Annotated in this window: 16 protein-coding genes and 1 tRNA gene; 3 read left to right on the forward strand and 14 right to left on the reverse strand. The window is 50.4% G+C overall.

Annotation, left to right across the window (positions count from 1 at the left end; translation table 11 throughout):
- Positions 1-71: 71 nt before the first annotated feature.
- Together L1N82_RS12940 and L1N82_RS12945 are read right to left on the reverse strand one after the other, a co-directional pair.
- Positions 72-527: a CBS domain-containing protein gene (locus L1N82_RS12940; protein ID WP_235287791.1), complete on the reverse strand. Its 456-nt coding sequence runs from the start codon at positions 525-527 to the stop codon at positions 72-74.
- Positions 528-594: 67 nt separating this feature from the next.
- A complete protein-coding gene (locus L1N82_RS12945; RefSeq protein ID WP_235287792.1) occupies positions 595-1,644 on the reverse strand; it encodes an LCP family protein in 1,050 nt (349 codons plus the stop codon).
- A 192-nt stretch (positions 1,645-1,836) separates the two neighbouring features.
- Here L1N82_RS12945 and L1N82_RS12950 point away from each other — a divergent pair, with 192 nt between their 5' ends.
- Positions 1,837-2,187 carry a DUF4870 domain-containing protein gene (locus L1N82_RS12950; protein WP_235287793.1) on the forward strand — a complete coding sequence of 117 codons (351 nt, stop codon included), beginning with the start codon at positions 1,837-1,839 and terminating at the stop codon, positions 2,185-2,187.
- A 75-nt stretch (positions 2,188-2,262) separates the two neighbouring features.
- Here the strand turns inward: L1N82_RS12950 and L1N82_RS12955 are convergent, their stop codons facing one another.
- The 6 genes from L1N82_RS12955 to rpsF form a co-directional block, all read right to left on the reverse strand.
- Positions 2,263-2,457, reverse strand: a complete 195-nt coding sequence (locus L1N82_RS12955) for a hypothetical protein (protein WP_235287794.1) — start codon at positions 2,455-2,457, stop codon at positions 2,263-2,265.
- A gap of 135 nt (positions 2,458-2,592) precedes the next feature.
- On the reverse strand, positions 2,593-4,632 hold the full coding sequence (locus L1N82_RS12960; RefSeq protein WP_235287795.1) for a YhgE/Pip family protein: 2,040 nt from the start codon (positions 4,630-4,632) through the stop codon (positions 2,593-2,595).
- 42 nt (positions 4,633-4,674) lie between these two features.
- Complete coding sequence (locus L1N82_RS12965) at positions 4,675-5,127, reverse strand: MarR family winged helix-turn-helix transcriptional regulator (protein ID WP_235287796.1); 453 nt, start codon at positions 5,125-5,127, stop codon at positions 4,675-4,677.
- A 263-nt stretch (positions 5,128-5,390) separates the two neighbouring features.
- Positions 5,391-5,672, reverse strand: a complete 282-nt coding sequence (rpsR, locus tag L1N82_RS12970; RefSeq protein WP_111146014.1) for a 30S ribosomal protein S18 — start codon at positions 5,670-5,672, stop codon at positions 5,391-5,393.
- 55 nt (positions 5,673-5,727) lie between these two features.
- On the reverse strand, positions 5,728-6,252 hold the full coding sequence (gene ssb, locus L1N82_RS12975; protein ID WP_235287797.1) for a single-stranded DNA-binding protein: 525 nt from the start codon (positions 6,250-6,252) through the stop codon (positions 5,728-5,730).
- Between the two features lie 42 nt (positions 6,253-6,294).
- The gene (gene rpsF, locus L1N82_RS12980) at positions 6,295-6,579 is read right to left on the reverse strand and encodes a 30S ribosomal protein S6 (protein ID WP_235287798.1); all 285 of its coding nucleotides are present in this window, start codon (positions 6,577-6,579) and stop codon (positions 6,295-6,297) included.
- A gap of 250 nt (positions 6,580-6,829) precedes the next feature.
- On the opposite strand from rpsF, the gene L1N82_RS12985 reads away from it, so the two are divergent.
- Positions 6,830-7,009 carry a YjzC family protein gene (locus L1N82_RS12985; RefSeq protein WP_111146017.1) on the forward strand — a complete coding sequence of 60 codons (180 nt, stop codon included), beginning with the start codon at positions 6,830-6,832 and terminating at the stop codon, positions 7,007-7,009.
- 354 nt (positions 7,010-7,363) lie between these two features.
- Here the strand turns inward: L1N82_RS12985 and L1N82_RS12990 are convergent.
- The 4 genes from L1N82_RS12990 to L1N82_RS13005 form a co-directional block, all read right to left on the reverse strand.
- A tRNA-Ser gene (locus L1N82_RS12990) sits at positions 7,364-7,454 on the reverse strand.
- 98 nt (positions 7,455-7,552) lie between these two features.
- Positions 7,553-7,774, reverse strand: a complete 222-nt coding sequence (locus tag L1N82_RS12995; protein ID WP_235287799.1) for a DUF951 domain-containing protein — start codon at positions 7,772-7,774, stop codon at positions 7,553-7,555.
- A gap of 4 nt (positions 7,775-7,778) precedes the next feature.
- Entirely contained in the window at positions 7,779-8,669 is an 891-nt protein-coding gene (locus L1N82_RS13000; protein ID WP_235287800.1) for a mechanosensitive ion channel family protein, read from the reverse strand.
- A gap of 66 nt (positions 8,670-8,735) precedes the next feature.
- Positions 8,736-8,978, reverse strand: coding sequence for a DUF3343 domain-containing protein (locus L1N82_RS13005; protein ID WP_235287801.1), 243 nt, complete (start codon positions 8,976-8,978; stop codon positions 8,736-8,738).
- A gap of 102 nt (positions 8,979-9,080) precedes the next feature.
- Here L1N82_RS13005 and yyaC point away from each other — a divergent pair, with 102 nt between their 5' ends.
- A complete protein-coding gene (gene yyaC / locus L1N82_RS13010; protein WP_235287802.1) occupies positions 9,081-9,674 on the forward strand; it encodes a spore protease YyaC in 594 nt (197 codons plus the stop codon).
- On the opposite strand, the gene L1N82_RS13015 is transcribed toward yyaC, so the two are convergent.
- Together L1N82_RS13015 and L1N82_RS13020 are read right to left on the reverse strand one after the other, a co-directional pair.
- Complete coding sequence (locus tag L1N82_RS13015) at positions 9,649-10,143, reverse strand: DUF4446 family protein (protein ID WP_235287803.1); 495 nt, start codon at positions 10,141-10,143, stop codon at positions 9,649-9,651. The genes yyaC and L1N82_RS13015 overlap by 26 nt on opposite strands.
- A gap of 72 nt (positions 10,144-10,215) precedes the next feature.
- A complete protein-coding gene (locus L1N82_RS13020) occupies positions 10,216-11,382 on the reverse strand; it encodes an aminotransferase class V-fold PLP-dependent enzyme (protein WP_235287804.1) in 1,167 nt (388 codons plus the stop codon).
- Positions 11,383-11,466 lie beyond the last annotated feature (84 nt).

An 11,466-nucleotide genomic window follows, 5' to 3' on the forward strand; every position in this document is an offset into this window, starting at 1 on the left:
TTGCGGCGTGGAGATTAGCTGGTCATACAGCTTACGCTCCAAAAGCCGCTCATCCCTCCGCCCGGATCAGCCTATGTTTCAAGCTTGGGCACAGCTGCCGCTGCTTCCTTACCGCCCCGGCTGTGCTCCAGCATCGCGCCTGCACAGTAATCTATAATATCACTGCGCCGGACAATACCGATGAACCGGTTCATGTCATCGATAACCGGGACAAAATTCTGAACCTTAGCCAATGAGATCAAGTCTTCCATTTTCGCATCGATCTGAACCGCCTTATTGCTGATGCGCCTCGGTACATCCTTAAGTCTGTATTTATTAGTCTGCTCAAAGCTCATACCAGGCTGACTCTTCAGAAACCAGAGCAGGTCGCCCTCGGTAATTGTACCCGCATAACCACCCTGATCATCGAGAATCGGCACCGCCGTATAGCGGTGATATTCCATCCGCTCCAGGGTCTGCCGCAGCGTGGCATCTGCTGTTACGCATACGACTTCTTGCTTAGGCAGCAAGAAAAAAGCAATGTTCATGACACTATCCTCCCACTTTCATTTCCCCATGTTTAGTCTGTGGTTGTCCTGTGAGGTAAGGAACTAATCAGTGCCCGTTCGCCTGCGCAGCCGACAGTGCCTCGACCGGCTTCTTTGCCTGATATTGATCCGGCAGCGGCAATGACGATAACGGCGTCGAATCGTTCAGCCAGGCATCCACCCAGCCCTTAGCCTTATCCAAGTCTTCCTCTTCCACAAAGAAATACCATCCGCCGCCATTAGAATGCAGCAGTCTGCCTTCGCCTTTCAAGGTATGGCTGTAGATGGTTCTGCTGTTGGACGCCAAGAGCGCCTTCCCAAGCTCCACCATCTCGTCAGGGACAATGTCCATTGTGAAATTATCGCCCATAATATCAATCAACTCAGGGATTTGAGCCCATTGGTTCATCTCCGCCGCCTTGTTAAGAATAGCATTCAGGAAAATCTGATGACGCTGTGTACGGCTTATATCCCCGCCTGCATCCTCGCGATAGCGAACAAAGTTGAGGGCATCAGTACCATTGTAAATCTGCTGACCGCCTTTTACAATAAACTTCTCGTGCATCGCATCATTGTTCACGATATCTTTCTTGATCGGCAGCTTGATCCCGCCCATCGCATCGATAACATTCCGGAAGCCTTCAAAGTTAATGGTGGCATAATGATCCACATGCATGTCAAACATCTCTTCTACCGTCTGCACCGCCAGACCCGCTTCACCGTAAGCGTAAGCGTGTGTGATCTTGTCCGGCCGGCTTCTCCCCGGAATTTCCACATAAGAATCTCGCGGAATGGAGATCATCAGAACAGCTCCGTCTTCAGGTCTTACGACCGTCACAATCATCGTATCGGAGCGGCCGCGCTCGTTTTTACGCTGGTCAACACCCAACAGCAGCAGGGAGAACGGTTTCATCTCCTTATAGCTGACAGGTTCTGTCTCCGGCCTGCCTTCCAGCGGCTGATAGGACTTCTCCAGCTTCTTCTTCACGCTCCCTGAGAGAAATGTATCAAACCCCCACAGTGCAAGTGCTGTACGATTAAAATATCCGATAATTCCAAGTACCAGCACAGCAGCCAATATGCCTGCCGTCCATTTCTGCCAGCGTCTATGTAACATTGTTACCATTCTCCCTTCGCCCTACACTATTTAAACCGCTAACACTCGCTTAAAACGATCCGGCAATCCGTAAAGCTGCACCCCTGCTCGTGGTTTCTCCCGGGAGGAGGTGAATCGTTTACTGCCGCCTTGCATACATATTGCTAAGACAACCTTGTCTAGTACATCTGACAACCGGAAAGGATGATCAGTATGAATGATTCCCCGTCCTCCAAGCGGCGCGTCCCCCGCTTTGAGCCCCGGATTGCCGCCATGCTCTGTTATGTGCTCGGTTTTATAACAGGTCTCCTATTATTGACGATTGAAAAGGACAGCAGGTTTGTAAAATTTCACGCACTGCAATCTATTTTTGCATCAACAGCTATTATTGTGACGCAGCTGCTACTGGGCGGCATTCCAATTATCGGGTGGCTGATTGGACTTCTGCTGGCTCCAGCGGCCCTTATCCTCTGGCTGGCTTGTATGCTGCTGGCCCTGCAGGGTCAGTGGTTTAAGCTCCCCCTAATTGGTGACCTGGCCGAGAGGCATGCGCAGCGTTATTGATTAGGCGTTATTGATCAGAACACGGCTTCTGACAAAAAGAAAAGCCTGCATTTCCCATGCAGGCCGGACCGGATGCTATTTTTTCGGTTGTTTTCTCCTGTCGGTATCATGCCCTGTCACAGTCTCCTCGACATTATCCATGATACCCGCCACTGCATCATCAATTGGATCCGTAGCAGCATTGTCTTCCCGTTCAGCTGGGGTAAAGATACCGTAGAAATTCTCTGACTTCTCCGTATTGCGGTCGTGATTCCGATCAGACTTGGCCATCATCTGCACGCTCCTTCGCAGCCATGTACCGGCATGATTACGGCATAATCGGGACGATGTCCTATCAGGCCACCGCCCTGTACCGTTTGCCCCTATCATACCCGTTATCGGCACTTAGGAATCACCCTGAACAGGTCAGGAAGCAACTTCCACGTTCCGTATCTCCTGCCCGCCGCCCCTGCGGCGCATACGGAATACATAGTAGGAGAGTGTGATGAACGCACTGGCTGTGAATACGCCTGCCAATACACCCGCATCTTCCTGCAGAAAATCAAACTGTCCGGTCGAAATAATGGTCCGGAAGCCATCCACTGCATAAGCCATCGGCGTCCAGGTATGCAGCTGCTGCAGACCGGTCGGGATCATCTCAACCGGGAAAGTACCGCCCGATGTCGTGAGCTGAACAATCAGCAGCAGAATCGCCAGGAAGCGTCCGGCATCGCCGAACAGCGTGACCAGCATCTGTACAATTGCCATGTACGTCCAGCTGAGCAGAATACTAAATCCAATGAAATATGGAACGCTCTTCACTTCCAGCTGCAGTACGCCAAGCATAACGCCATCCAGCAGCAGCGCCTGCAGCAGCGCCTGCAGCAGCCCTACGAGAAGCATGGTGACCAGCTTGCTGCCAAACCAGTTAATGGCCCTCCTTGGCCGGACAGCCGGCTTGCGTACATCAAATACGATTGTCAGCATCATAGCGCCGACAAACAAGCTCATCGAGATAAAGTACGGCGCCATGCCGGTTCCATAGTTGGGAACGGCCCCTTCCTTCTCTTCGTCAATAATGACTGGTGATGCGAACATTCGGTACGTCGCCTCATCTGGATGTATCGATGAGGTCTCCGCTGCTGCATCTGTTAGCTTGTGAAAGAGCTCACTCGATCCGTCTGTAACCGAGCGGGAGCCGCTTGCCAGCTCCACTGTGCCTTCATGCAGCTGCTTCGCGCCGCTTGTTACCTTGCCAATACCAGTCTTCAGCTCGCCTAGACCCGTCTTCAATTCCTTCGCGCCCTGCTCAACCGACTGGGCTCCTGCTTCAAGCTTAGCTGCAGCCTTGCCTGCTTCATCAAGCTTGCCGCCCAATGTCTCCATGCCCGCCAGCACCTCTGCCCCACCGGCTGCCAGCTGTTCCGCGCCCGCTGCAAGCTGCTGCTGTCCCTCTGCCAGTCCTGCTGCTCCTCCGCTCAACTGCTCAGAAATCTGTATCGCCTGAGCATACTGCTGTGAAGCGGCAAGCTCAGGATTGGCTCCTGCAATAGCCGCCAGCAGCGCCTGAAGTCCTTCCGCACCTGTCTTCAGCTGCTCAGCGCCTGCCTTGGACTGTGCAAGCCCATCCTTCAATGCAGCCGTTCCGCCCTGCAGGCTGCGCACGCCGTCCGTCAGTTCCTGATGGCCGTCCTCCAGCTTCACGATCCCCTCGCTGAGCTTCCCGCTGCCTTCAGACAGCTTCTTGGTTCCACTTCCCAGCTTTTCCGTGCCTTGAATCAGCTTGAGAATGCCATTGCCTAACGTGCCTGTGCCGTTAAACATCTCGCCGAGCTTACTTTGAATCTGTTCGATTCCTTCGTGCAGCTTCCCGCTGCCGTCGGCCAACTTGCCTGCACCTTCAGCTGCTTCGCCAAGCCCGTCCGATACCGTCTGAATGTTCTCAAATAAGGAGGTCACGTAAGCTTCCGTAAGCTCCTGTGACAGCTCCGCCTTTATTTTATCCACGGCTGATGAACCAATTCGTGAAGTCATATAATTTAGGCCTTCATTCGGAATGTACGTGAGCACGGCCGGGTCCGGATGAGCTTCCATCACTTTGGAGGCCCTTAGTGAAAAATCCTCCGGGATCTCAATCGCCATGTAGTACTGCTTATTCCGCAGCCCCTGTTCGGCCTGCTCCTTCGTAACGAAATCCCACTGGAAGGCATCGGAATTCTTAAGCTCCTCCTGGAAGTCTTCGCCGATCGTTAGCATCTTGCCATCCATCTCAGCGCCCGTATCCCTATTCACGACCGCTACCGGCAGCTCATTCACTTGATCGTAAGGATTCCAGAATGCCCATAGGAAGGTACCGCTGTACAGCAGCGGAATCGTACAGACCGCTATAATGGAAACTAGTGTCATCCGCTTCCGGAAGATCGACTTCCACTCCTCCACAAACAAAGTCCTGCTTCTCTTCTCCATAACTATCCTTCTTTCTCTGTTTCCTTCTATGTTGCCTATATGCTACTGCCTGCCCTGCAATTCGATGTTGTTCTTGTAGTGCTCATAGAACGTATTCAGCATCCGCTGCAGCTCGTTGACATCCTTCTCCGGCAGCACGCCAAACAGCTTGTTAAGCAGCTCCTTCCGCTGCTCCACGACACGTACCAGCTCTTGCCGCCCTTCCTCTGTCAGCTCCAGATACACGGTCCTCCGATCCTGTTCATCCTTCACACGCTCAACCAGTCCGGCCTTGACCAGCCTGTCAGCTATACCTGTGAAGCCTCCTGTCGTAATGAACAAAGCACCGGCAAGCTGAGAAGCCTTCTGCCTGCCTTCCTTATCAAGCAGTTCAAGCAGCTGCACCTGCGTTATGGAAAGACCAGATGGATTCTGCTTGTACCATTCCGTTCCCCAGATCTTATAGCTCATACGAATCATCTGCCAGCAATCCAGCAGCTTATCTTGATGGCTCATGCGTTATCCCCTTTCCTAGTCCGGATAGGTTTCACTATCGAACCTTCTGCCGGACATCTACATAGAATAATTCCTTTAAAATAAACCAGTAATAACCGTTTCCCTTATAAATAAGCATCTTACTACTAAGATAAATATTTTGCAAGTGCTCAGTGTAAAATTTGATTATAGCCTTATAGCTTAACTTATAACAGAAAGCACAAAAAAGCTGCTTCTCCAGCAGATCGTAATCTGCTTTCAAAACAGCTTCTTTACTCTATATACTACTCCGTTGTGTAAGGAAGCAGAGCTACCTGACGCGAACGTTTGATGGCAGTTGTCAGAGCACGTTGATATTTAGCGCTGGTGCCCGTTACACGGCGAGGCAGGATCTTGCCGCGCTCGCTGATGAACTTTTTGAGCAGGTCAGTGTCTTTATAGTCAATGTGCGTGATTTTGTTAACGGTGAAGAAGCATACTTTACGACGCTTGTTACGGCCGCCTTTACGGCTGAACTTGCGCTCTGGACGCTCTCCGTCTCCGCCTTCTCTTGGTTTAAAGGCCATGTTCATATTCCTCCTTGTCTAAAAAATTCATTAAGCAGCAGCCTGCGGCCGCTTCTTAAAATGGCAAATCATCTTCCGAAATGTCGATTGGTCGTCCGTCATCAGAGAACGGATCGTTGTCGTTCCGCGAAGCATTCCCGCGTCCGCCGGCATTACCGCCGCCGTACGAACCGCCGCCTCCGCTTCCGCCGCCGTAATTGCTGCCGCCACCACCGTAGCCGCCGCCTTCTTCACGGTTGTTACTTCCGCCGCCCTCACGGTTCGATGACTCCAGAAAACGAACGTTATCGGCAATGACTTCCGTCACGTAAACCCGCTTACCTTCGTTATTCTCATAGTTCCGAACCTGAATCCGGCCTTCAACCGCGGTCAGACGACCTTTGCGGAGATAGTTGGCGCATGTTTCGGCAAGCTGCCGCCAGGTGACAACCGGGATAAAATCAGCTTCCCGCTCACCGCCATTGCTGGTAAACGGCCGGTCAACAGCCAGCGTAAATTGCGTGACCGCCACACCGGACGGTGTATATCGCATCTCGGGATCTCTTGTCAGACGCCCGATCAGAATGACACGGTTCAACATGGTTATTAACCTCCCAATCGGTTAACATCCCTTGCGCGCAGCTTAGGCTACGTCTTTGACGATCAAGAACCGGATAATTTCATCCGTAATCTTCATGACGCGGTCAAGTTCAACGATAACCTCAGATGGAGCGTTGAAATGTACCAGCACGTAAATGCCGTCACGAATCTTATTGATCTCATACGCAAGGCGGCGTTTGCCCATCACGTCTTGCTTTGTGACTTCTCCGCCGTTGGAGATGATGCCATTGAATTTTTCGACTAGTGCTTGAACAGCTTCCTGTTCTACATCCGGACGAATAATGTACATCACTTCATATTTGCGCATTCTGTTCACCTCCTTTTGGACTAGCGGCTCCCCTGCGGGAGCAAGGAGCGAGAGACTTAATCAACTCGCATACCATATTACTATATCAAAGATAGAGTGCCGAAAGCAAGTACTGTTTTCCTGCACCTGCTTCCCCCTCTCAGAACCAGCCATGTCACATAATCCCGTTCATTGACTGTCCTCCCTTCGCGCACAATAAGCTGTGGACGAAACCGTCCGTTAACTATGCAGCATAAGGAGGAACTTCCCCATGGGTGAATGGACACATTTTACGGACAGACATACGGCTCCTAATGATGGAATCTATATTGAGGTCGGCGAGCATGCCGTGCACACGGGCGTCAACAATCCGCGTAAAGTAAAGCTCAAGAAAGGCCAGCGCTTCCCCGAGCTTACGAATGAAGACCGCCGCTGGACCCGGATGAAGTAAAAGCATTATTTCATCGGCATCATGTATACAGCTGATCCATCCGGGACAATATAATATCGACGGTGAGACGAGAGGTGTGGTTACGTTGAACTCCTTAGTGCAACAACCGCAAGAGGAACAGATCCACTCAGCATAGAAGCGGAGGGATGTGCCAAAGACTCTTAAGTCGAAGTACACGCGCATCGGAAGATGCACCCGAAAGTTTCTTGTCGCCTGATGAAGATACTGATGACTCAACCAAATCAACCACCGTCAGGAGAGCCCGCAAGGGCTCTCTTTTTTGGTGAATATAAACCAAATCAACCGAAGCAAACAACAAAAAAACGGCCCCATCGGGACCGTTATGTGTATGTATGGCGGAGAAGGTGGGATTCGAACCCACGCACGCCGTGAGACGCCTAGCTGATTTCGAGTCAGCCCCCTTGGACCACTTGGGTACCTCTCCATTCATCACAAGCAGGATTTATAATACCATAGATGGTTGGGGAATGCAACAGCCTTGTTTACAACTTTTTAAAGGCAAATCATTCCCCCTCCTCTCCCTTACTCTGCAGCCTGTCCTTGCTGCTCTGATCCAGCGCTTCGCAGCACCTTCTTCATGTTTTTCTCAAACTTCAGCCTGGGCACAAGGATGCTGTGCTTGCAGCCGACACATTTGATGCGAATGTCCATCCCCATCCGGATGATCTCCATCTCATTGGTTCCGCAGGGATGCTGCTTCTTCATCTGCACAATATCGCCAAGCGCAAACTCCTTACGCTCCATCTCGCTATGCGCCTCCTCTTTCACCCTTGTAGTAGGTGACCATCTTCGGATACGGAATTTCAATGCCATTCGCATCAAGTGATTTTTTAATCTCAGCATTGAGCAAACGTGCTACGACAAAGTGAGTATTCGGCATGCACTCTGCAATAACCCTTATGGTCACTTCCGATTGTCCCAATGCCTGTACACCCAGAACCTCAGGCGTCTTCGTCATATTCTCATGATGCACCTGTTCAATCGTTTTCTTAATAATCTCCGTCGCATGGTCGATATCCTCTTCATAAGCAATCGAAACATCCAGCACGGCAAGTGAATTGCGCAGTGAATAATTCGTGACCTCCACAATTGAGCCGTTAGGTATAATATACACCTCTCCAGTCCAGCTTGTCAGCCTTGTGGCACGCAACCCGATCACATCCACTGTACCTTTGAAATTACCCGTCTGAATAAAATCGCCTACCGAGAACTGGTCTTCAAGGATAATGAAGAATCCGGTAATGACATCCTTCACCAAGCTTTGGGCGCCGAAGCCAATCGCAAGCCCGACTACACCGGCCCCTGCTATAATCGGTCCGAGATTTATATTGAATTCGCTTAGAATGAGCAGTAATGTGATGAAATAGACAACATAGTTTACTACATTCTTAAGCAGCCTGCCGACGGTTTGCACACGTCTTGTTTCAATGTGCAGCCGGGTAGTGTTCCGGCTCAAGATCATATGGTTCAGCAGCTTGTTAGCTCCCCAGATGATGACTCTCCCGATTACCAGAATCAGCAGAATTCTAATGGCACCAATTGCGACCGCAATCCACATCGCCTCATTCATGAACCAATCCTGAATTGCCGCCCAAAGCCCAGATATCGTTTCCTCATTAATCGTTGTTTCTTCGTTCATCAATTTCTCCTCCCTACGAACCCATCATCCTAAAGCTTAACCTCTTTATTTACACAGTTAGCTTAGCTATTTAAACGACACTTGCACATACTGGTTTCCCACCTGCTCGAATATTCCCCGTATCTCTACCTTCTCTTCTATTATAACGGCTGCCACCTGCTGCAAGTCCACATCCGGAAAATCAATTGACAGCGCGCAGCCTGCAGTTATCTCCTTTGGTGTAGGCCGTATATCTATTTCTATCTCCGCGTATTCCAGGAGCATCTCTGCCCGCAAAGCTTGTTGAGTAGAATCAAATGCAATCAGCATATTCTGTCCTCCGCGAATGAATCTTTATTTTTACAGCCCCAAGTATAAAATGACCACCCTGTCCATATACTAGTAACACATGAGGATGGCGGAGGGGATTCTATGAAAATGACGAGTAGAAAAGAGACGCCTTTCAAGATAGCGCACACGGAATCAAATGTTGGCGTACTCCTGACAGACAGGCTTACCGGTTATTTGCGCAACCTGTACCCGGAGCAACGACTTGTTATTGTGTGCGTCGGAACTGATCGTTCAACCGGAGATTCACTAGGCCCATTAATAGGCTCCCAGTTAAGCAAGCATCGCAGTCCCCACTATGATCTGTTCGGTACGCTGGAGCAGCCTGTCCATGCCGTTAATCTGGAGGAAACACTCCAGCATATTGAACGGAATATACGCCATCCATTCGTCATTGGTATAGATGCCTGTCTTGGACAAGTTGCCAGTGTGGGATGTATTCAAGTTGGGAAGGGTCCTGTCCGTCCGGGTGCCGGTGTGAACAAGGAGCTCCCTCCCGTTGGGGACATCCATATTACCGGAATCGTGAATGTCGGCGGCTTCATGGAGTATTTTGTCCTACAGAATACCCGTCTTCACTTAGTCATTCGCATGGCCGAAATCATAGCCCGAAGCCTGCATCATGCGGTCCTTCTTGCTAACCGGCCGGCTGCTATTTCGGCTGCACAGCCTGAATGATCGCCTGCTTCTCCTCTGGTGTCAATGGATAAGTAGATTCACCGCCCACGAGCGGTTTAGCATATACGTATGTTTCCTCGCGTGTATGAAGACCGCTCATCACAATACCATCCTGGTCATCGTTAACTATCGCAATCGAGAAGCTCATATCACTGCCTTGTGTTGAGAATGCATTATAACGATAAATACCGACATTCCCCTTCTTCAACCGCAGCCCGTTATACAGCTTCACCAGTTCGTTCTCATGCTCCCTTAATTGGTATTCACTATGCGTCACCCTCGTCTGCAGGTCGGTCAGAAGCTGTTCCAAATTATCCACTCCGGTCTCCGCCATCATCGCCCGATAATCACGTCTTAATCGTTTCAGCCTTCTGCCCATTGCAATATTCCAGATCACAAGCATTAGAACAATTGCTGACAAGCCCAGGAACAGCCATTCGACGATATATGGTTCAAATATTGGCTCCATTCTAATTTCTCCTCCATACCATCCCATTACCTGCCTGCCTGCTTGCAGGCAACTAACTGCGCTAAACTTTCTTTATGAATAGTGCTGTTTTATTTCTTCCACTGCAGCAATTAATGCATCTACGTCTGATTCTTCCGTGTAAAAACCGACACTTGCGCGTACCGCACCTGTCTCTGTCGTACCCGCACAGCCGTGTGCAAGCGGCGTACAGTGAAAACCGGAACGTACTGCTATACCGTAGTGCTGATCCAAAATAAAAGCGGTCTCTGAAGGATCGGCAGAACCCACCAGGAAGGATACAATGCCTGTTCTGGGCTCGCCAATCGCAGGACCCAAGACCGTTACACCATCTATTCCAAGAAGCCCCTCCATCAGACGCTGTGTTAAAGACCATTCTTTATTATGGATCTTTTCGACAGTCTCATTCGCTACCACTTCAACCCCTGCCCGCAAGCCCGCAATACCAGACAAGTTTAGTGTGCCTGATTCATAACGGTCCGGTCTTACATCCGGCTGATCAATGGCTTCGGATTGACTTCCAGTCCCTCCATGCAGGAGCGGAACCAAGTCGATATCCGGATGAATGTACAGCCCTCCCGTCCCTTGGGGGCCCAGGAGACCTTTGTGACCCGGAAAGGCCAGCATATCTATGCCCATCGCCTCAACGTCTATAGGGAGTATTCCAGCGCTCTGAGCGGCATCTACCAGAAGTGCTATACCTTTTGAACGTGTGAGCTGTCCTATATCTTGAACTGGAAGTATGGAACCAAGCAGATTGGAGCTGTGGTTAACGATTACAAGCTTTGTAGCAGCTGTTAATGCCTCTTCTATCTGTCTCAGCTGAAGAGTTCCTGCCGGATCTGTATCTACATAAGTTACTTGAATTCCAATTGTGCGTTTGAGGTATTCCAAGGGTCTGCGGACAGAGTTGTGCTCAACCGCGGTCGCCACCACATGATCGCCAGGCTTCAAGAATCCTTTAATAGCAAGGTTAAGTGCTTCTGTCGTACTTGGAGTAAAAGCGATGTCATTCGGATTCTTAATGCGGAATAGCTGAGCCAAACTCTTCCGGGCGCCAAACACCGCACGACTGGCCCGAACGGCCATTCTATGGCTGCCCCGCCCCGGATTAGCTGCGTACTCCAACAGTGCCTCCTGGACAGCATCAACAACCTGCTGAGGCTTGGGCCATGAAGTAGCCGCATGATCCAAGTAATGAATTTTATTATTTGTATCCACCTTTTACTCCCTCCACTCATCCACCTTTTTCCCATATAAAACAATAGCACACCTTAGTTTAATCTTTCCTCCGAAAGATTACAA

The sequence above is a fragment of the Paenibacillus tarimensis genome, from assembly GCF_021532315.1.
GTDB lineage: Bacteria > Bacillota > Bacilli > Paenibacillales > Paenibacillaceae > Paenibacillus_I > Paenibacillus_I tarimensis.